Below are 19,716 nucleotides of genomic sequence, written 5' to 3' on the forward strand. Positions count from 1 at the left end.
AAGACCGTGATGGTCTTAAGGCTCGCAGCGAGAGGGTTCATGACACGGTGTCGTTTGGCATGGGTCGCAGGCCTGGCGCTGGCGATTACCGCATCGCTTGCCACACCCGGGCTTGCCCAGACGGGCGGTCTTGCCGCGCAGAGCGCGCGTATCAACGCGCTCAGGAGCGCCGGCAAATATGCCGAAGCGTTGCCGCTGGCGCAGGCGATGGTGGCCTCGCTCGAGAAGACCAGCAACAACCGCGATCTCGCCGGTGCGCTCAACAATCTCGCGCAGATCTATGCTGACCAGGGCCATGACGATCAGGCCGAGCCGCTCTACAAGCGCGCCATCGCGCTGATGGAGAAGGGGACCAGTCTCGACAGCGTCGAGATCGCGCCGGTGTTGAATAATCTCGCTGCGCTCGATCAGCGGCAGAGCCGCTTCGCCGAGGCGGAGCCGCTGTTCAGGCGCGCGCTCGCCATTCGCGAAAAGGCGCTGTCGCGCGAGCATCCCGACGTTGGCCAGTCCCTCAACAATCTCGCCACGCTCTATGTGAAGCAGGAGCACTTTGCGGATGCCGAGCCGCTGTTCCAGCGCGCGCTCGCGATCTACCAGAAGGTCGGCGGCCCCGAACATCCGGCGGTCGCGACGCTTTTGAACAATCTCGGCCAGCTTGATCGCGATGTCAACCGCGACGCCGATGCCGAGGCGCCGATCAAGCGCTCGCTCGCGATCCGCGAGAAGGTGCTCGGACCGGATCATCCCGACGTTGCACGCTCCCTGAACAATCTCGCCGGGCTCTACGAGCACCAGCAGCGCTATGCCGATGCCGAGCCACTCTATCGCCGTGCGCTTGCCATCCGCGAGCGCGCGCTTGGGCCGGACCATCCTGATGTCGCGACCTCGACCAGCAATCTCGCCTATTTCCTCTACGTGGCCGGGCGGAACGCGGAGGCGCTGCCGTTTGCGGAAAAGACGCTTGCGACCAACCGCGCGCAATTGCGAGTGGTGTTGCCGATCCTGTTCGCCGCGCGGCAGCAATATCTGCTGCCCGACGACAAGGCGTTGGACGAGGCGCTCGCCGCGATCCAGCGCGGCACGCAATCCTCCGCGGCATCCGCTGTGAACAAGCTCGCGGTACGGCTCGCCGCCGGCAGCGACCGGCTCGCCGAGCTGGTGCGCAGGGACCAGGATCTCGGAGCCGAGTCCGAGGCGCTCGACAAGGCGATCATCATTGCGGTGTCGAAGCAAGCTGCGCAACGCGACGTCGCGGCCGAGCAGCGCAGCCGCGCGCGGATCGCGGCAATCGCGATCGAGCGCGCCGGCTTGCAGAAGACGCTCGCCGTCGAGTTCCCAGATTACGCCTCGCTCTCCGATCCGCTGCCATTGACGGTGAAGGACATCCAGCCGCTGCTGTCGGCCGACGAGGCGATGACGATCTATTCCGTCGTCGACAAGCGGAGCTACGTCATCGCGATCACGCGCGAGGGTGTCGACTGGAAGGAGATTCCGCTTGGCGCGGACGCGCTGGCGCAGAAGGTCACTGCGTTCCGCAAAGGTCTCGATGTCGGCAAGGCGCGCGATGCCTCCGGCAAATCAGGCCTGTTCGACCTCGCGCTCGCCCACGAGCTCTACGTCACGCTGCTCGGCCCGGTCGAGACGTTGACGAAAGAGAAGCGCAGCCTGCTGGTGGTGCCGTCGGGTGCGCTGACCGCGCTGCCGTTTCATCTGCTTGTCACGGAGACACCGCAGGCTGCGATTCCGGACAAGCTCGAGGGCTATCGCAGCGCCGCCTGGCTGTTGCGGCGTCAGGCCGTCTCGGTGCTGCCGTCGGTGGTCAGCCTGAAATCGCTGCGCGCCTTCGCGCGCAAGGACCAGGGCGTCAAGCCGATGACCGGCTTTGGCGATCCCGTCTTCAATCCCGCCGAGGGTGGGCCGGCCGACCGTCGCGCAACAGGCGGAAAGGTCGCCGCGCGCAGCATTGCGACGATCGCCTACACCGACTTCTGGCGCGGCGCCGGCGTCGATCGCGCGCGGCTGGCGCAGGCGCTGCCGCAGCTGCCCGATACAGCGGACGAGTTGAGCGCTGTGGCCAAGGATGTCGGTGCGGCCGAGGCCGACATCCATCTCGGCCGCGATGCCAGCGAGACGACGCTCAAGCGTGCATCGCTTGCTCAATACAGCATCATTTACTTTGCCACCCACGGTCTCGTCGCGGGTGACATTAAGGGGCTGGGCGAGCCGTCGCTAGCGCTCTCCATTCCCGACCAGCCTTCCGAGCTCGACGACGGTCTGCTGACCGCGAGCGAAGTTGCCCAGCTCAAGCTCAACGCGGATTGGGTGGTGCTGTCGGCCTGCAACACCATTGCCGGCGACAAGCCCGGCGCCGAGGCATTGTCGGGATTGGCGCGCGCGTTCTTCTATGCCGGTGCCCGCGCGCTTCTGGTTTCGCATTGGGCAGTCGATTCCGAAGCTGCCACCCGCTTGACCACATCGACTTTCGATTTGCTCAAAAACGAACCAGGAATCGGTCGTGCCGAAGCCTTGAGGCGCGCCATGTTAACCTATGTTGATGACACCTCGTCGCCGCGGAATGCGTATCCTGCGATGTGGGGGCCGTTCGCGCTCATCGGCGAGGGTGCGGTTCGATAGAATAGCCGTCGGGATTGTGCGTCGCAAAAACTCCGGACAACGCCGAAACAAGCGTTTGGTTGCGCGACCATTCGTGATTTTTTGATGGGCTGACATGGGCGACGTTTGGCGCGGTCCTTGAATAAACCAAATCCTGCGGGATCAGCTTGGCAACGCCAGCGTTCACCGATATTAGGTCGTCCAACCGAGGCCGGACGGCCTGTTATTCACGGTGACCGCGGCAGCGCCAAAGCTTGGTCGCGCAGAGTGTCGCGGGTTCTAGGAGGGTTTTTCGTGCAAGAGACGGGCGTGCGCAACGGTGCCTTCGGCGCCGACAAATTCGGCTTAAAGAATCTCAAGCAGGTTCACTGGAACCTCGGCGCACCGCAGCTCTATCAATATTCGCTCTCCGCGGGCGAGGCGGTGCTGTCCGCCGACGGCGCGCTCTGCGCCGACACCGGCGAGTTCACCGGCCGCAGCCCGAAGGACAAGTTCACGGTGCGTGACGCCACCACCGACAAGAAGATGTGGTGGGCCGGTAACCAGTCGATCACCGCCGAGCAGTTCGAGACGCTATACCAGGACTTCCTCAAGCACGCCGAAGGCAAGTCGCTGTTCGCGCAGGACCTCTACGGCGGCGCCGATCCGGCTTACCGGATCAAGACCCGCGTCTTCACCGAGCTCGCCTGGCACTCGCTGTTCATCCGGACGCTGCTGATTCGCCCTGAGGCAGTCGAGCTGTCGAGCTTCACGCCCGAACTCACCATCATCGACATGCCGAGCTTCCGCGCCGATCCGAAGCGCCATGGCTGCAAGTCGGAGAACGTCGTCGCGATCGATTTCGCCCGCAAGATCGTGCTGATCGCCGGCTCCTATTATGCCGGCGAGATGAAGAAGTCGGTCTTCACCACGCTGAACTATTACCTGCCCGAGCGCGGCGTGATGCCGATGCACTGCTCGGCCAATGTCGGCGCCAAGGGTGATGCCGCGATTTTCTTCGGTCTGTCCGGCACCGGCAAGACCACGCTGTCGGCCGATCCCAACCGCACGCTGATCGGCGACGACGAGCACGGCTGGGGACCGAACGGCATCTTCAATTTCGAGGGCGGCTGCTACGCCAAGTGCATCAAGCTGTCGCAGGAAGCCGAGCCCGAGATCTTCGCCGCTTCGACCCGCTTCGGCGCGGTGCTCGAGAACTGCGTGCTCGACGAGGACACCCGCGTGGTGGACTTCGACGACGGCTCCAAGACCGAGAACACCCGTTCGGCCTATCCGCTCGACTTCATCCCGAACGCCTCGCGCACCGGCCGCGCGCCGCAGCCGAAGAACGTGGTGATGCTCGCTGCTGACGCTTTCGGCGTGCTGCCGCCGATCGCAAAGCTCTCGCCGGCGCAGGCGATGTATCACTTCCTCTCCGGCTACACCGCGAAGGTCGCGGGCACTGAGCGCGGTCTCGGCAACGAGCCGCAGCCTGAATTCTCGACCTGCTTCGGTTCACCGTTCCTGCCGCTCGACCCCAGCGTCTACGGTAACATGCTGCGCGACCTCATCGCCCAGCACAATGTCGACTGCTGGCTGGTCAACACCGGCTGGACCGGCGGCAAGTACGGCACGGGCTCGCGCATGCCGATCAAGGTGACCCGCGCGCTGCTCACCGCCGCGCTTGATGGCAGCTTGCGCAACGTCGAATTCCGCACCGACAAGTATTTCGGCTTCGCGGTCCCGACCGCGCTGCCGGGCGTGCCGAGCGAGATCCTCAATCCGGTCAATACCTGGAAGGACAAGGACGAGTTCGACAAGACCGCGCGCGCGCTGGTCGGCATGTTCCAGAAGAACTTTGCCAAGTTCGAGTCCCAGGTCGACGCGGAGGTGCGCGCGGCGGCTCCGGATGTGAAGCTCGCGGCGGAGTAATTTCGCATCGCTTGAAATACAAAAGGGCGGCCGTGAGGCCGCCCTTTTTGTTTATGCCGATATCTCTCCACCGTCATTGCGAGCGCAACGAAGCAATCCAGAATCCCTCAGCGGAGACAGTCTGGATTGCTTCGCGGCGCTCGCAACGACGAGATGGTGGAAGCGCCTACGCCTTGAAATACGCAATCTGCGTGGTCGTCGCGAGCAGCCGCCCGTTCGGCGACCACAGCTCGGCGTTCTGGTCGGCGTAGCTCTTGTGCATGATCTTCGAATCGGCCGTCGCCAGCACGCGGGTGATGTCTTCGGCCGCGAGTTCTTCCGTATCGGTGTGAAAATAGGTCGTCAGCGACACCGTGCCGAACGGCACCAGTTCGCGCCGCGCGTGGAAGATGCGCCCGAAGAAGGCGTCCGACATCGACATCAGCGACAGCATGTCGAGCTTGCGCGGCGTGCGGTCGCCAATCCAGATTTTCGAATATGTGCTCGCAAGCTCAGCCTGCGGCGGGCCGATCCGCATCTCGCCCTCGACGAAGCGGAATTCGTACTGGTTGGCCCAGGACGCCGAAATCTTCGGGAACGGCAGCGTTTCCTCGAACGGCTTTGCATCAGGATACTGCGCAACCCTGTGCTCCCAGGACGGCCGGCGCTCGGCGAACACTGCGGTCGCGAGTGTTGCGACCTCGCCGCCGCCCTGCGACAGTTCGACGCTCCAGTGCTGACTGGAGCGGTTGGCCTTCACCAGCCGGATGTCGAGGTCGAACGGGCCCTTGGCGATCGGCGCGCAGTAATTGACGGTGAGGGCCAGCGGTTCGCCGGCGCGTTGCGGATGCTCGATCAGTGCGCGCAAAATGGTTGCGGCCGTGACGCCGCCGAACGGACCGACAAAGGCCCAGTAGTCTTCGCTGGCGTGCCCCTGCCAGTGAGAGTCACCTGCGGTGATGCGGGTGGCGTCGTCGAACGGGTGCGCGAGCTTGGCGTGCATGGTTGGTCCTCGATGTCGGCCCCATCGTCATTGCGAGCGTAGCGAAGCAATCCAGAATCGTTCCGCGGACGCAGTCTGGATTGCTTCGCTACGCTCGCAATGATCGTGTTTGAGGCCACAGCGTCAGTCTCGCCGACATCGGCCTGCTGGAGATGACGAGGATCATATCATCATCATCCCCGCGGAATGCAATAACCTCGCAGGTAACGCCGATTTCACGCTGCGGAAAATCAGCTCGCCGCGTCGCGCAGATCCTCTGCCTCCTGGAACGGCGGCGTGACCGGATTGACCGGCACGTTCCAGATCTCCTCGGCATATTCGCGGATGGTGCGGTCGGACGAGAACCACGCCATGCGCGCGACGTTGAGGATGGACGCGCGGGTCCAGGCCGGCGCCACCTGCCAGCGTGCGTCGACGCTGCGCTGCGCCTCGTAATAGGAATCGAAGTCCGCGCTGACCATGTAATGGTCGAGATAACGCAGCGCGTGCGCGATCGATTCGAAACGTCCGGGATCGCCGGGCGAGAACTCGCCGGCGCCGATCGCATTGATGGCGCGCTGCAGCTTTGGCGATTTGCGGATCACGTCGGAGGCATCCAGCCCCTGCTTGCGACGGATCATCACGTCGCCGGCTTCCATGCCGAAGATCGCGATGTTTTCCAAGCCGACCTGGTCGCGAATCTCGATATTGGCGCCGTCGAGCGTGCCGATGGTGAGGGCGCCATTCAGCGATAGCTTCATGTTGCCGGTGCCGGAGGCTTCCATGCCGGCGGTCGAAATCTGCTCGGACAGGTCGGCCGCCGGAATGATCACTTCGGCAAGGCTGACATTGTAGTCGGGCAGGAAGACGACCTTCAGCTTGCCGCCGATGGCGGGATCGTTGTTGACGACCTCCGCGACGTCGTTGATCAGCTTGATGATCAGCTTGGCGTAGCGATAGCTCGCCGCCGCCTTGCCCGCAAAAATCTTCACCCGCGGCACCCAATTGCCGTTGGGATCGTCCTTGATCGACTGGTACAGCGCGACCGTCTCGATGACATTGAGGAGCTGCCGCTTGTATTCGTGGATGCGCTTGATCTGGACGTCGAACAGCGCGCTCGGATCGACCTTGACGCCGAGACGTTCGCCGATCAGGCGCGCCAGCGCCGTCTTGTTATGGAGCTTGACGGCGCGGAATTTTCGCTGAAATTCGACGTCGCTGGCGCGGGCCTCGATCAGTGAGAGCTGCGTCGGATCGTCGAGCACGGCCTCGCCGCAGGTCTCGCGCAACAGGTCGGTGAGCTTGGGATTGGCCAGCATCAGCCAGCGGCGGAAGGTGATGCCGTTGGTCTTGTTGGTAATGCGGCCGGGATAGAGATGGTTGAGATCGTGGAATACGGTCTCGCGCATCAGGTCCGAATGCATCGCCGAGACGCCGTTGATGCGATGCGAGCCGACGAAGGCGAGTTGGCCCATACGGACGCGGCGGCCGCTCCTCTCGTCGATCAGCGAAACCGAGGCGCGGAAATCGATGTCGCCGGGTGCGCGCGCCTCTGCCAGCGCGAGATGCTGGACGTTGATGCGGTAGATGATCTCGAGATGGCGCGGCAGCAGCCGTTCGAACAGCTCGACCGGCCAGGTCTCCAGCGCCTCGGGCAGCAGCGTGTGGTTGGTGTAGGACAGCGTCGCGACCGTGATCTTCCAGGCCTCGTCCCAGCGGAAATTGTGCAGGTCGATCAGAATTCGCATCAGCTCGGTGACGGCGAGGCTCGGATGGGTGTCGTTGAGCTGCACCGCGACCTTGGACGACAGGCTGCGGAGCTGGCCGTCCGACGCGAGATGCCGCTTGACGAGATCCTGGAGCGAGGCGGAGACAAAGAAATATTCCTGCCGCAGCCGCAGCTCGCGCCCCGCCGGGCTCTCGTCGTTCGGATAGAGGAATTTGCAGATCGCTTCCGCGCGCGACTGCTCGGCGCTGGCGCTGACATAGTCGCCCTTGTTGAAGGCGTCGAGCTTCAAGGGATCGGGCGAGCGCGCCGACCACAGCCGCAGCGCATTGACGTGCTGGCCGCGCCAGCCGACGATCGGCGTGTCATAGGCGAGCGCCTGTACGGTCTCGGACGGATGCCAGATCGCGCGGTCGCGGCCCTTGTCGTCGACATGCTCGACGCCGCCGCCGAAATTGATGTCGTAGATCACTTCCGGCCGCTGCAATTCCCAGGGGTTGCCGAAGCCGAGCCACTCGTCCGGATATTCCTGCTGCCAGCCTTGATTGATGATCTGGCGGAACAGACCGTAATCGTAACGGATGCCGTAGCCGATCGCGGGGATCGACAGCGTCGCCATGCTTTCCATGAAGCAGGCGGCGAGACGCCCGAGGCCGCCATTGCCGAGCGCGGCGTCCGGTTCGCATTTGCGCAGCTCAGGCAGCGAGACGCCGAGATCGCCGAGCGCCACCTCGAAGATCTTCAAGAGCCCCATGTTGTTGAGCGCGTCGGTGAAGAGACGGCCGATCAGGAATTCGAGAGAGAGATAGTAGACGCGCTTGCGTCCGGCGTCGTAGCTGCGCTTCTCCGCGCTCAGCCAGCGATGCACGATGCGGTCGCGCAACGTGAGCGCTGCGGCCTGGTACCAGTCGTGCTTGGTCGCCATGCCCGCGTCCTTGCCGATGGCAAGGCGCAGCTTCGCCAGGATCGCGCCCTTGATCTCAGACAGCGCGAGTTCGTCGATGGGCTGACCGGGGGCGGGGAAATTTGGCTGGAACGATTGATCTTGCAAGGCCGTCACTTCCTGGTCGCGAGAACACCACTAACCCTACGCGTCTTGTAACCTTAAGCGTCTTGCCCCTGCACCGGAACCATCACTGGCGCGGCCGTGCACTGCGCTGGCGTAAAATTATGCAAGGAACGGGCCGGTTTGGGAACCCGGATGCGTACGGAGAAGCGCGGATTTGCTGCTAGAATGGCGGCCAATTCAGCCATCAGTGTGGAGGAGACGCCCATGAGGCCGCTGATGCGACTGCTGATCGAAATCGCGGCTGCAGCTTTCCTTGTCGTCTGCATCACCGCCTCCAGCGCCGCCTTTGCCGCCGGCAAATCGGGCCGCAGCGCGGATGGCTTGACCTGCGCGTTCACCGTCCCGCAAAACGCATCCCCCGCCGCCCGCTGCGCCGCGATCAAGCGGCAATGCGGCGGCAAGTTTTACGCGAGTGCATGCGGGGATAGGTTGATGTCGGCGGCGAATTGAGGGGGAGATCGCGCCACAAAGAAAGTGTCGTCCTGGCCAAAGCCAGGACCCATTACCCCGGCTGTTAGAGAAGGCCCGACCGGTCATTCCAATCGGGATTCTCTTCCTCGATCAACTTGATCTTCCAATCGCGCTTCCAGAATTTCAGCTGCTTTTCGCGCGCAATGGCTTCTTGCGGTGTGGCGAATGCTTCGACGTGCACGAGGCGGAAAATCTTGTACTTCTGTACGAACTTCGATCCGCGACTTGAACGATGCAGCTCGAGCCGCACACGGATGTCGTTGGTCACGCCGATGTAGATCGTTCCGTGGTGACGGCTCGCGAGAATGTAGACGTAGTAGCTGCCCGCGCTCATGGCTGCGTCTCAAGCTCGCAAAGACAACACTGACCGGGGTAACTGGGTCCTGGCTTTCGCCAGGACGACGTTCCTCGATAGCCCTTCGTTGTTCATCAGAACAAATTAAGAACACTTTAGTAAGTCTTTGATATATCATTGTGATTCGGCGCATTGCCGACACAATATCTAGGGTCTGTCCGACGCTGCGAGGACTACATGTCCACCATTGCCTTCGATCAATTTGCCCTCACCCGGATCGCCGATTTCGCGCGGTCGCTGTCGCGGCTGCATTTGGCGGCGCGGCGTTATGCCGTCGATGACGACCAGTTCGACCGCGAGTTCAACGCGGTGTGCCAGTCGATCTGGGGCTACACCATCGATGATGTCAGCGACGATCTGTTCGCGGCCGAGGACCATCTGTTTCTCGACACGCTGGACGAAGCGCATGCGCGTATCTTCGCGGCCGAGCAGGGCTATGACCTCGTCGACGAGACCGGCATGCTGACCGACTGGTGGGGCTTTTGCTGGATGATTTTGGCCGAGAAGCGCGGCCTGCTCACTCAGGACAACCGCGCCGCCGCGCGCGCGGCGATCGAGGAGAAATATCTGGCGGCGCCGAACGTGATCGGGGTAATTATCGGAAGGTGATGCACAACCTCCGTCATTGCGCTCGCAATGACGGCTAGGTTTAGACCTGAGCCTTAATCCAATCCCGCGCGCTTCGCCGGCTTCGCCTGTGTCTTCGGCACCGTCACATCAGGCAACGTCCCGCGCACGATCTCTGCGGCCGGTGCATCGGCCGCCACAGTCTCTGCCCGCACCGGGGCCACCTTCATCTCCCCAAGCCGGGCGCGGACCTGCGCGGTGAGGCCGGGATAGGAGGCGACCGGGGTAAACTCCGCGGTCTGGTCCATGCCGAGGCGGACGCCGGTATAGGCGACGAGGCCGTCGGTGGTGGCGATGACGTCGCCGGCCTTCAGCGAAGGATCCAGTGCGAGATCGACCGGGGCGAGGCCAACCGGCTCGCGGCCGTTGCAGGTGCAGTCCGCGAGCAGCGCCTTGCGGTAGGCGAATGCGTTTTCGCTGTCGGCGTAGCGCTCGCCCGTCTGCGTATAGGCGCCGTCGATGCTGGAGCCGAAAAAGACCTTGGTGACGGTGGCAGGACAGAAGGCCTGACACATCTGCGCCGGCGAGGCGATGCCGCGCATCAGCGGAAAGTATTTACCGTCGCAGCTGCGCACGCAGAACGCCGGGCCCGAGCCGCCGGCCGCCGCCGAGCGCGTCGGCGGGACATATTGGGGGGTCGCAGGATTTTGCTGGCCGGTGAAGGGATCGGCGTAGGAACTCGCCTGCTGCGGCCGCTGCTGCTGCGCTCCGCCGAAGAAGAAGTCGAACAGGCCTTCGGCCGAAACGGGGGCGGGGGCCGCAAGCAGCGGGCTTGCGAAAATGGCGGCCACGAGCATCGCGCGACGCCACCGGCGCGCATGGGACACAACGATACGCAACGCTTACTCCACCCGACGCTACTGAACCGGCCGGGACCAGTGAGGTCTCAGCACATGATTCACCATAAAGCGGGATGGTAAATGAGCGGTTGAAGGGAACCGCGGCGCCCCGTCAAGCCTTCAAGAATTCCGACGCCTTGTAGAGCGAGCGGAATGGCAGGCCGGCCGCACCGAACGTGTCGGTGGCGCCTTCCTCGCGGTCGACCATGGTCAGCACCAGCACCACCTCGGCGCCGGTCTCGCGCACGGATTCAACAGCCTGCATCGCCGAGCCGCCGGTGGTGGTGACGTCCTCGACGATCACGACGCGCTTGCCCTCGAGCGTCTCGCCCCTGGGCAGCCCCTCGATCGCGAGCTTCGCGCCGTGCTCCTTCGGCTTCTTGCGCACGAAGAACGCCGCGATCGGATGGCCCTTGATCCAGGAGATCTGCGCGAGCGCACCCGCCAGCGGCACCGCGCCCATCTCGAGCCCGCCGATGAAATCAAGCTGATCGTCCTTCAGCGTCTCATAGGTGAGCTCGGCGAGCAGCGTCGCGCCCTCCGGGTCCAGCATGGTCGGCTTCAGGTTGAAATAGAAATCGCTCTTGCGGCCCGACGCGAGCGTCACCTCGCCGCGGCCAAAGGAGCGCCGGCGGATGATTTCGAACAGGCGGGCGCGGGAGGCTGATTTCGACACGGCGGTCCCTCGGGAGCGTTTTCGGCAGTGGCGGAATTTATCCGCCACTGCGGTGACATTCCAGAGGGGGCGCCTCCCGTCAACAGGGATCGGCCATCCCGGTCCGCCGGTTGTGGGGCTGCAACTTTCTGGAGTAGGTGGATGCCGGATATCTCGGGGAAGGAAACGTGAAAAATGACCATCGAACTGCACACCTGGAACACGCCAAACGGCCGTAAAATCTCGGTCGCGCTGGAGGAAATGGGGCTGCCCTACAAGGTGATCCCGGTGAACATCAGCAAGGGCGAGCAGATGGCGCCCGAATTCCTCAAGCTCTCCCCGAACAACAAGATCCCAGCGATCGTCGACCCCGAGGGGCCGGACGGCAAGCCCGTCAGCATCTTCGAGTCCGGCGCGATCCTGCTTTATCTGGGCGAAAAGACCGGAAAATTCCTGCCGAAGCCACTTTCGGGCCGCATCCCCGTCTACGAATGGCTGATGTGGCAGATGGGCGGCTTCGGGCCGATGCCGGGCCAGGTGCACCATTTCATTGCGCTCGAGAACGAGCAGGACCGCGCCTACGGCCTGAAGCGCTACATGGCGGAGACCCGCCGGCTCTACGGCGTGCTGGACCGCCGGCTGGACGGCCACGACTTCGTCGCCGGCGATCTCTCGGTCGCCGATTTCGCCATCCTGGGCTGGGCCTGGCGTCATCCTCGCCACAAGGTTGAACTGGCCGATTTCCCCAACGTCAAGCGCTGGTACGAAGCCCTGATGGCGCGGCCGGCTGTGAAGCGGGGTATGGACGCGAAGCTGGATTGATCTTTTCCCTCCCCCCTTGTGGGGGAGGGTGGCTCGCCGCTTAGCGGCGAGACGGGTGAGGGGTTCTCTCCGCGAGTCCAACTCTCCATCCGAACGCGCGGAGAGAACCCCTCACCCGGCGCTTCGCGCCACCTTTTCCCGCAAGGGGAGGGTGAAGAGTGCCCTCACACCTTCTTCGCTTCCACCGCCATCCGCACCGCAAGCCCGGCCAGCACCGTGCCCATCAGCCAGCGCTGTACCAGCATCCAGCTCGGCCGGCTCGCCATGAACAGCGCGATCGAGCCGGCGGCAAGTGCAATCACTGCGTTGACACTGACGCTGAGCGCGATCTGGATCGCGCCCAGCACGACAGACTGCGTCAGCACGCTGCCGGCGGTGGGATCGATGAATTGCGGCAGCAGCGCGAGATAGAGCATCGCGATCTTCGGGTTGAGCAAATTGGTGACAAAGCCCATCGCGAACAATTTGCGCGGACTGTCGATCGCGAGCTGCTTCACCTCGAACGGCGAGCGGCCGCCCGGCTTCACCGCCTGCCAGGCGAGCCACAAGAGATAACCGGCGCCGGCCAAGCGCAGCGCGTCATAGGCAAAGGGAATTGCGAGCAAGAGCGCGGTGATGCCGAACGCGGCGCACAGCATGTAGACTACGAAACCGAGCGCCACGCCGCCGAGCGAGACGATGCCGGCCGCCGGCCCCTGCGTGATCGAACGCGAGATCAGGTAGATCATGTTCGGCCCGGGTGTGAGCACGAGGCCAAGGCAGACGAGGGCAAAGCCGAGCAGGGCGGAGGTGTGGGGCATGAGTGAACCGGTGCGGGGGGATCGCGCCGTTCTAATATGGGCGGAGCGGCGAGGCCATTGCGCAATTGCTCGGAGGACAATTCAGCGTGGCTAGCCCGTCAGGATGCGTCGACCTGCGCAGTCCTGATGAATGACGCGAAATCCTTCATCGCGGACCGCAGCGGCTCCGCGAGTGCGGGATCAGCGACGATGCCGTGCTCATCGCAGGCGCGACCTAACAGCGGCAGTGCCACGCAGGCATCTCTCGCGATCCGGGCCGACATCGTCTCCAGCGTGAGCGTCAGCGCGGCGAGTGCATGCGTCGCGCGCGGCGAGGTGTTGATCAAGGCCACCGGCTTGTCGGGAAATTCATGGCTGCCGACCAGCCAGTCGAGCGCGTTCTTCAGCACGCCGGCGACACCGCGGGCATATTCGGGGCTGGAGATCAGGAGGCCGTCCACGCTTCCGACGAGGCTGCGCATGACGCCAACCGGCGCTGGCACGTGATCGCCATCCAGATCCGGATTGAAGTATGGCAGGTCCGCTATCCCTTCGAAAAGGAGGACCTCAACGCCGTCACGCGCGAGCCGGCCGCCGCGCGCAGCACCGCCGTATTGCTCGAGCCCGCGCGCAGGCTGCCGGAGATGGCGGCGATCTTCATCGGAATGTCCGGCCGTCAGTGCGCCTCGTCCCAGTTCGTCGCCGCGCGGGCGTCGACATGCAGCGGCACCGACAGCAGCACGGCCGGGAACGGCGCGTCCTGCATGACGTGCTGCACCACGGGGAGCGTCGCTGCGACCTCGGCGTCGGGCACCTCGAAGATCAATTCGTCATGCACCTGGAGCAGCATCTGCGCCGAGAGTTTCTTCTCGGCCAGCACATCCTCCACCCGCGTCATGGCGCGGCGGATGATGTCGGCGGCGGTGCCCTGAAGCCGCGCGTTGATCGCGGCGCGCTCGTTGAAGGCGCGCACCGAGGCGTTCGAAGCCTTGATATCCGGATAGTACATCTTCCGGCCGAACAGCGTAGTGACGTAGCCGTGGCTCCGACAGAAGTCCCGAGTCTCGTCCATGTAAGCGCGGATGCCGGGGAAGCGCTCGAAGTACTTCTTGATGTAAGCCGATGCTTCTTCGCGCGCGATGCCGAGCTGGTTGGCAAGGCCAAACGCCGAGATGCCGTAGATGATACCGAAATTGATCGCTTTCGCACGGCGCCGGATTTCACTCGGCATGCCCTGAACCGGCACGCCGAACATCTCGGAGGCCGTCATGGCGTGAATGTCGAGCCCGTCCTTGAACGCCTGCTTCAGCACGGGAATGTCGGCGATCTCCGCCAGCAGCCGCAGCTCGATTTGCGAATAGTCGGCGGAGACGAGCTTGTGGCCGGGCATCGCGATGAAAGCGCGCCTGATCTTGCGGCCATCCTCGGTGCGCACCGGAATGTTCTGCAGATTCGGCTCGTTCGACGACAGCCGCCCCGTGGTGGTCGCGGCCAGCGCGTAGGTCGTGTGGACGCGATGGGTCTGCGGATTGACGTAGGTCGGCAGCGCGTCGGTGTAGGTCGATTTCAGCTTGGAGACCTGGCGCCACTCCAGAATCTTCTTCGGGAGGTCGTGGCCCTGCTCCGCGAGTTCGTCGAGTACCTGCGCGGTGGTCGACCATGCGCCGGTTTTTGTCTTGGTGCCGCCGGACAGTCCCATCTTGCCGAACAGGATGTCGCCGATCTGCTTGGGGCTGCCGACATTGACCGGCTCGCCCGCGATCTCCTGGATCTCGGCCTCGACCCGCGCCGCGGTCTGGGCGAAGTCGCCGGAGAGACGCGACAGCACCTGACGGTCGATCGAGATGCCGCGCCGCTCCATGCGCGCGAGCACCGAGACCAGCGGGCGCTCCAGCGTCTCGTAGGCCGCGGTCATGTGCTCGGCGACGAGGCGCGGCTTCAGCACGCGCCACACGCGCAGGGCCATGTCGGCGCCCTCCGCCGACAGCGGCGCGGCCTTTTCGATCGGTACCTGATCGAAGGTGATCTTGCTTTTGCCGCTGCCGAGCAGTTCGCTCTCCTTCAGCATGGCGTGGCCGAACCAGCGCTCCGCAAGGGATTCGAGCCCATGCGAGCCACGGCCGGCGTCGAGCACATAGGAGATCAGTTGCGCATCGTCGGTGTTGCGCAAGGTGATGCCGTGCTGTGCCAGCATCACCGCGGTGAATTTGACGTCGAAGCCGATCTTGAGAATGCCGGCCGATTCCAGCACCGGCCGCAGCGCTTCGATCGCGTCCGCATGCTTGATCTGGTCGGGTGCGAGGCCGGCATCGAACAGGCCTCCATCGCCGCCCGACTGCTTGTGCGCCAGCGGCACATAGCAGGCCTCATTCGGCGCAAGCGCCAGCGCGAGGCCGCAGAGATCGGCCTGCATCGGATCGATGGAATTTGCTCTGATCTCGACCGCGACATGACCGGAATCGTGGATGCGAGCGATGAAGGCGTTGAGCTCGGCGAGCGTTTTGATCGCCTGGTATTTGCCGCGGTCGACCGGGAGCTTGCGCAAGGCCTCTTCGCGCGCGGCGGCCAACGATATCGGTGCGCCCTTTGGGCTCGCCGACTTGTCACCCTTGTCGCCGCCCTTGGCAGGTGCGGCAGGGCTGGCGAAGAGATCGCCGGAAGTCTCGGACGAGGTCGTCCTGGCCGCGCCGTCGCCGCCGCGGGCCTCGCTGCTGTTCGCGGCGTCGGCATCGACATTGGCGGGATCGATTTGCGAATAGTCGGCGACGCGTCGCGTCAGCGTGGAAAACTCCATCGCCTTCAGGAAGGCGACCAGTTTTCGCGCGTCGGGCTCGTGGACGGCGAGGTCGTCGAGCGGCACGTCCAGCTCGACCTTGTCGTCGAGCAGCACCAGCTTGCGCGAGATCCGCGCCTTCTCCGCGTTCTCGATCAGCGCCTCGCGCCGCTTCGGCTGCTTGATCTCGGTGGCGCGGAACAACAATTGCTCGAGGTCGCCATATTCGACAATCAGCTGCGCGGCCGTCTTGATGCCGATGCCGGGGACACCAGGCACGTTGTCGGTGGAATCGCCGGCCAGCGCCTGCACTTCGACCACCTTCTCCGGCGGGACGCCGAACTTCTCGATCACCTCGGGAATGCCGATGCGGCGATCCTTCATGGTGTCGTACATCATGATCTTGTCGTTCACGAGCTGCATCAGATCCTTGTCGGAGGACACGATGGTCGTGTGGGCGCCGCGGTCGCTGGCCTGCCGCGCATAGGTCGCGATCAGATCGTCGGCCTCGAAGCCACCCTGTTCCAGGCAGGGCAGGTCGAAGGCACGCACGGCCTCGCGGATCAGCGAAAATTGCGGGATCAGATCGTCCGGCGCCGGTGGCCGGTGTGCCTTGTATTCAGGATAGATCTTGTTGCGGAAGGTGACTTCCGACTTATCGAAGATGATCGCCAGATGCGTCGGCCGGTTGTCCGCGGGCATGTCGCGCAGCAGCTTCCACAGCATGTTGCAGAAGCCGAGCACGGCATTGACCTGCAAGCCGTCCGACTTGCGGTTCAGTGGGGGCAGTGCGTGATATGCGCGGAAGATGTAGCCGGAACCGTCGACCAGGAAGATGTGGTCGCCCTTGCCGGCCGCCTTCGCCGCAACCGGCTTGGCAGCAGCTGTCGCAGCAGCGGGCTTGGTGTCGGCTTTGGCGTCGGTCTTCGGGGAGGTTTTGGGCATGGCCGCAATGTATGAATTTTTGTGGCAAAAGACAGCCTCCACCAGCCTGATTTTGCAGGCGCGCACAGGCAAATCCTGGCAGCACCGCGCTTTGCGGCGCAGTTATCGCAAGCAGCCTTCGAGGAAGCCTGCGACTGCGCGCACCGCCGGCGCGCGGCGCAAGTCGTTATGGACGATCAGCCAGACCTCGCGGCTGACAGGCTTGCGGTCAGTGTTGTAACGTTCGAGCCGTCGATCGGGGTCGCCAAGAAACCGCGGCAGCGCCGCAAGCCCAACGCCGGCCCGGGCCGCAGCGGCCTGGTTCTCGAGGTCATTGGTCCGCAGCACGATCTGGCGGGAGCCCGCGATCTCCGTCAGCCATTGCTGCTGCGGAGTGTCATTCATGCTGGCATCATAAGCGATGAAAGCAAACGCATAGGGTGGCGTCTCCTTCAGGTAGGACGGCGCGCCGTAAAGGCCAAACTCGAAATGGCCGATCTTGCGGGCTATCAACCCGGGCTGTGTCGGGCGGGAGAGGCGAAGCGCCAGATCGGCCTCGCGGCGGCTGAGCGAAGCCGTTCGCTTCTCGCCGATCAGCTTGATGAGGATGCCCGGATATCGTTGGCGCAACTGCATCAGCTTTGGAGCGATCAGAATATTGGCGAGCGACGGCGGCGCGCTGATCGAGATCTCCCCGTCGAGTTCCGGCTTCGATGCCCGTGCCGCGCGCTCCACCGCGAAGGCGGTCTCCTCCATCTGCGCGCCAATCGCCGCAATCCGCTTGCCGTCCTCGGTGAGAACGTAACTGCGTGGCCGGCGGTCGACGAGCTTGAGTGAAATGGATGCTTCCAGCGCGGCAACGCGGCGGGCCACCGTCACATGGTCGACCCCGAGACCCCTCGCCGCCGCCGAAAGGCTTCCTTCGCGCGCCAGAGCCAGGAAGTGATGCAGGTCGGACCAATCGATCATTGTGCAAAATCTCACAAGATAGTTTCATCTATGGGCAGTTTCGCAGAATTTGGAATGATCCCATAGTCCCTTCATTGGCAACGAGAGGGACGGTCATGGCCGAGATCATCAGGTTGAAGGCGCCGGGAAGAGTGGAGCAGCTCGAACTGGCAACGGTCGATCTGGCGCCGCCGGGGCGCTGCGAGGTCCAGCTCCGGCAGACCGCGATTGGCGTCAACTTCATCGACATCTATCAGCGTATGGGCCTCTACGCGCTTCCACCCGAAGCCATTCCCGGCGTCGAGGCGGTCGGGGTTGTCGCGGCGCTCGGCGAGGATGTAACGGGCCTCAAGGTGGGCGACCGCGTCGCCTACGCAGGAGCGCCGGTCGGCGCCTACGCATCCGAACGTAACCTGCCGGCCTGGCGTTGTGTGAAGCTGCCCGACACGGTCACCGACGAAGCGGTGGCCGCGACGTTCGTCAAGGGGATCACGGCGCACATGCTGCTCGACCGTGTGTTTCCTGTCGGTCGCGGCACGGCGGTTCTCGTCCACAGTGCGGCGGGCGGGCTCGGTCAGTTGCTGACCCGCTGGGCCAGTGCTCGGGATGCCGTCGTGATCGGAACGGTGGGATCGCAGACGAAGGCTGAAATCGCCCGAGACGCCGGTGCGCGTCACATCATCATCGGGCGGGATGCCGATTTCGCTTCCGCGGTTGCGGATATCACCGGTGGGCGTGGGGTCGACGTTGCCTATGACGGCATCGGTGGAACGACCTTGCAAAGGACGCTTGGCTGCGTGAGGCCATTCGGTGTGGTGGCCAGCATCGGCCAGTCCGGCGGTCCGATCCCGCCAATCGATGTCAACGACCTCGGGCCACGTCGCAGCCTGATGTTGGCGCGGCCAAGTGTCATGGCCTATGTCAACGATGCCGCTGAATATCGGCATGCGGCCGAGCGCGTGCTCGCTGCGCTGACGGATGGCGTCTTGCGGTCGATCGGCAATGCCTACAGCTTGCGTGATGCAGCGCGGGCGCAGGCCGACCTCGAGGCCGGGCGCACCGCAGGGGCTCTCTATCTGGTGCCCTGATCGACCTATTCCGCGGCCTGCAATCGCACGCTCGACTTTTTCGGCGCGATCCAGAACGTCTCTGGCCGCTCGAACAGGAAGTCGGCGTGCAGCCGCAGCGCGGCCCGCCAGATCGCGAGTGATCCGATCACGCCCACGATGGTGACGATCAGCGAGACCGTGCCGATGTCGGAAATGATGCCGGTGTGCAAGAGCAGCGTCCGTGTCGCAGCCATCGGCAGGAAGAAGCCGAGATAGATCACGATCGAATGCTTGCCGCAGAAGCGCAGGACGTTACACCGATGTGCGCGCGCGAGCAGCGTACCCATCGTGATGATGGCGCAGGCGCCCGCGAAGCCGAGCAGGAGCGACACGATTTTCCATTCGCTCGCGCCAAACGCGACGAGGCCGGCATTGACCAGCGCCCAGGTCGCGAGCGCCACGAGTGCCAGCGCCGGATGGTTGCGTGCACGATCCGCCAGCGCGAACACGTAAGGCGCGAACAGATAGCCCGAGTAGAAATAGACGAAGCGCGCGCAGAACTCGTCGATCGCGGTCCAGCCGGTTGTGATGCGCGCCGTCTCCAGCGCCGCCGCGACGATCCAGATCGCGAGCGGAGGAATTCGCCGTGTCAGTTTTGTGACGACGAAGAAGATCGGCAGCAGATAGATGAACCAGAGCGTGCCGAACGGCTCGATGAAGGATTCCAGATACAGCAGGCCGGCATCATGCCAGCTGGTTTCCGCCGCGAAAGCGGGCGCCTTGAAGCCGAACTGGATTGTCACCCAGACGACATAAAAATAGGCGAAATGCACCACCTTGCGGTCGAGATAGGTCCGCCAGTCCCGATCGATCACCAATGGCAGGAACAGGCCTGAAATCAGGAAGAAATCCGGCATCCGGAACGGCTTTGCGAAGGCCACCAGCACATGCATGAAGCCGGTCTCGCCAGCGGCGAGCTCGACCCCCAGCACCGAGTGCATCATCACGACCATGACGATGCAGATGCCCTTGGCGTAGTCGACCCAGTCGACACGCGCGGCGGCCGGGGCTGCAAAGCCTCCATTCACGGCGATTGTGCCTGATGGTGTCATGGTGTCCCTGTTTGACGCGAGTTCCGCCCGGCTCTTGTCTGGGCGTGGGGCAGTGTGGGGCCTTGCGGTTTACGATTTCTTT

At 64.0% G+C, this 19,716-nt stretch carries 16 protein-coding genes; 6 read left to right on the forward strand and 10 right to left on the reverse strand.

Going from position 1 to position 19,716, the window contains the following annotated elements:
* The first annotated feature begins 39 nt into the window (after positions 1-39).
* Together ACPPVR_RS04825 and ACPPVR_RS04830 are read left to right on the forward strand one after the other, a co-directional pair.
* Positions 40-2,634 carry a CHAT domain-containing tetratricopeptide repeat protein gene (locus ACPPVR_RS04825; RefSeq protein ID WP_426613120.1) on the forward strand — a complete coding sequence of 865 codons (2,595 nt, stop codon included), beginning with the start codon at positions 40-42 and terminating at the stop codon, positions 2,632-2,634.
* A gap of 273 nt (positions 2,635-2,907) precedes the next feature.
* Positions 2,908-4,524 (forward strand): phosphoenolpyruvate carboxykinase, encoded by a 1,617-nt coding sequence (locus ACPPVR_RS04830; RefSeq protein WP_426613121.1) that lies wholly within the window; start codon positions 2,908-2,910, stop codon positions 4,522-4,524.
* A 166-nt stretch (positions 4,525-4,690) separates the two neighbouring features.
* Here ACPPVR_RS04830 and ACPPVR_RS04835 read toward each other — a convergent pair whose 3' ends face one another.
* Together ACPPVR_RS04835 and ACPPVR_RS04840 are read right to left on the reverse strand one after the other, a co-directional pair.
* A complete protein-coding gene (locus ACPPVR_RS04835; RefSeq protein ID WP_426613122.1) occupies positions 4,691-5,506 on the reverse strand; it encodes an acyl-CoA thioesterase in 816 nt (271 codons plus the stop codon).
* Between the two features lie 230 nt (positions 5,507-5,736).
* Positions 5,737-8,262, reverse strand: a complete 2,526-nt coding sequence (locus ACPPVR_RS04840) for a glycogen/starch/alpha-glucan phosphorylase (protein WP_426613123.1) — start codon at positions 8,260-8,262, stop codon at positions 5,737-5,739.
* Between the two features lie 234 nt (positions 8,263-8,496).
* Between ACPPVR_RS04840 and ACPPVR_RS04845 the strand changes: the two genes are divergently transcribed.
* Positions 8,497-8,730, forward strand: a complete 234-nt coding sequence (locus ACPPVR_RS04845) for a hypothetical protein (protein ID WP_426613124.1) — start codon at positions 8,497-8,499, stop codon at positions 8,728-8,730.
* Positions 8,731-8,794: 64 nt separating this feature from the next.
* Here the strand turns inward: ACPPVR_RS04845 and ACPPVR_RS04850 are convergent, their stop codons facing one another.
* Positions 8,795-9,085 carry a GIY-YIG nuclease family protein gene (locus tag ACPPVR_RS04850; RefSeq protein WP_426613125.1) on the reverse strand — a complete coding sequence of 97 codons (291 nt, stop codon included), beginning with the start codon at positions 9,083-9,085 and terminating at the stop codon, positions 8,795-8,797.
* 198 nt (positions 9,086-9,283) lie between these two features.
* Between ACPPVR_RS04850 and ACPPVR_RS04855 the strand changes: the two genes are divergently transcribed.
* Complete coding sequence (locus tag ACPPVR_RS04855; protein ID WP_426613126.1) at positions 9,284-9,715, forward strand: hypothetical protein; 432 nt, start codon at positions 9,284-9,286, stop codon at positions 9,713-9,715.
* A gap of 53 nt (positions 9,716-9,768) precedes the next feature.
* On the opposite strand, the gene ACPPVR_RS04860 is transcribed toward ACPPVR_RS04855, so the two are convergent.
* Both ACPPVR_RS04860 and pyrE read right to left on the reverse strand, forming a co-directional pair.
* Positions 9,769-10,530, reverse strand: coding sequence for a DUF2865 domain-containing protein (locus tag ACPPVR_RS04860; protein WP_426613127.1), 762 nt, complete (start codon positions 10,528-10,530; stop codon positions 9,769-9,771).
* Positions 10,531-10,684: 154 nt separating this feature from the next.
* A complete protein-coding gene (pyrE, locus tag ACPPVR_RS04865; RefSeq protein WP_426613128.1) occupies positions 10,685-11,248 on the reverse strand; it encodes an orotate phosphoribosyltransferase in 564 nt (187 codons plus the stop codon).
* A 174-nt stretch (positions 11,249-11,422) separates the two neighbouring features.
* Here pyrE and ACPPVR_RS04870 point away from each other — a divergent pair, with 174 nt between their 5' ends.
* Complete coding sequence (locus tag ACPPVR_RS04870; RefSeq protein WP_426613129.1) at positions 11,423-12,049, forward strand: glutathione S-transferase family protein; 627 nt, start codon at positions 11,423-11,425, stop codon at positions 12,047-12,049.
* Between the two features lie 164 nt (positions 12,050-12,213).
* Here ACPPVR_RS04870 and ACPPVR_RS04875 read toward each other — a convergent pair whose 3' ends face one another.
* The 4 genes from ACPPVR_RS04875 to ACPPVR_RS04890 all read right to left on the reverse strand — a co-directional run bounded on the left by ACPPVR_RS04875 (position 12,214) and on the right by ACPPVR_RS04890 (position 17,494).
* Positions 12,214-12,849 (reverse strand): LysE family translocator, encoded by a 636-nt coding sequence (locus ACPPVR_RS04875; RefSeq protein WP_426613130.1) that lies wholly within the window; start codon positions 12,847-12,849, stop codon positions 12,214-12,216.
* A 98-nt stretch (positions 12,850-12,947) separates the two neighbouring features.
* The gene (locus tag ACPPVR_RS04880) at positions 12,948-13,376 is read right to left on the reverse strand and encodes an NADPH-dependent FMN reductase (RefSeq protein WP_426616333.1); all 429 of its coding nucleotides are present in this window, start codon (positions 13,374-13,376) and stop codon (positions 12,948-12,950) included.
* A gap of 128 nt (positions 13,377-13,504) precedes the next feature.
* A complete protein-coding gene (gene polA / locus ACPPVR_RS04885) occupies positions 13,505-16,546 on the reverse strand; it encodes a DNA polymerase I (protein ID WP_426613131.1) in 3,042 nt (1,013 codons plus the stop codon).
* A 102-nt stretch (positions 16,547-16,648) separates the two neighbouring features.
* Positions 16,649-17,494: a LysR family transcriptional regulator gene (locus tag ACPPVR_RS04890; protein WP_426613132.1), complete on the reverse strand. Its 846-nt coding sequence runs from the start codon at positions 17,492-17,494 to the stop codon at positions 16,649-16,651.
* Between the two features lie 95 nt (positions 17,495-17,589).
* On the opposite strand from ACPPVR_RS04890, the gene ACPPVR_RS04895 reads away from it, so the two are divergent.
* The gene (locus tag ACPPVR_RS04895) at positions 17,590-18,561 is read left to right on the forward strand and encodes a quinone oxidoreductase family protein (RefSeq protein WP_426613133.1); all 972 of its coding nucleotides are present in this window, start codon (positions 17,590-17,592) and stop codon (positions 18,559-18,561) included.
* A 5-nt stretch (positions 18,562-18,566) separates the two neighbouring features.
* On the opposite strand, the gene ACPPVR_RS04900 is transcribed toward ACPPVR_RS04895, so the two are convergent.
* A complete protein-coding gene (locus tag ACPPVR_RS04900; protein ID WP_426613134.1) occupies positions 18,567-19,634 on the reverse strand; it encodes an acyltransferase family protein in 1,068 nt (355 codons plus the stop codon).
* Between the last annotated feature and the right edge of the window lie 82 nt (positions 19,635-19,716).

Source organism: Bradyrhizobium sp. McL0616, assembly GCF_049993385.1.
GTDB lineage: Bacteria > Pseudomonadota > Alphaproteobacteria > Rhizobiales > Xanthobacteraceae > Bradyrhizobium.

What these genes read in the sequence shown, in the direction of transcription:
- ACPPVR_RS04825 (WP_426613120.1), top strand. Translation starts at nt 40, where the DNA reads ATGACACGGTGTCGTTTGGCATGGGTCGCAGGCCTGGCGCTGGCGATT.
- ACPPVR_RS04835 (WP_426613122.1), bottom strand. Translation starts at nt 5,506, where the DNA reads ATGCACGCCAAGCTCGCGCACCCGTTCGACGACGCCACCCGCATCACC.
- ACPPVR_RS04845 (WP_426613124.1), top strand. Translation starts at nt 8,497, where the DNA reads ATGCGACTGCTGATCGAAATCGCGGCTGCAGCTTTCCTTGTCGTCTGC.
- ACPPVR_RS04850 (WP_426613125.1), bottom strand. Translation starts at nt 9,085, where the DNA reads ATGAGCGCGGGCAGCTACTACGTCTACATTCTCGCGAGCCGTCACCAC.
- ACPPVR_RS04855 (WP_426613126.1), top strand. Translation starts at nt 9,284, where the DNA reads ATGTCCACCATTGCCTTCGATCAATTTGCCCTCACCCGGATCGCCGAT.
- ACPPVR_RS04860 (WP_426613127.1), bottom strand. Translation starts at nt 10,530, where the DNA reads ATGCTCGTGGCCGCCATTTTCGCAAGCCCGCTGCTTGCGGCCCCCGCC.
- ACPPVR_RS04870 (WP_426613129.1), top strand. Translation starts at nt 11,423, where the DNA reads ATGACCATCGAACTGCACACCTGGAACACGCCAAACGGCCGTAAAATC.
- ACPPVR_RS04875 (WP_426613130.1), bottom strand. Translation starts at nt 12,849, where the DNA reads ATGCCCCACACCTCCGCCCTGCTCGGCTTTGCCCTCGTCTGCCTTGGC.
- polA (WP_426613131.1), bottom strand. Translation starts at nt 16,546, where the DNA reads ATGCCCAAAACCTCCCCGAAGACCGACGCCAAAGCCGACACCAAGCCC.
- ACPPVR_RS04890 (WP_426613132.1), bottom strand. Translation starts at nt 17,494, where the DNA reads ATGATCGATTGGTCCGACCTGCATCACTTCCTGGCTCTGGCGCGCGAA.
- ACPPVR_RS04895 (WP_426613133.1), top strand. Translation starts at nt 17,590, where the DNA reads ATGGCCGAGATCATCAGGTTGAAGGCGCCGGGAAGAGTGGAGCAGCTC.
- ACPPVR_RS04900 (WP_426613134.1), bottom strand. Translation starts at nt 19,634, where the DNA reads ATGACACCATCAGGCACAATCGCCGTGAATGGAGGCTTTGCAGCCCCG.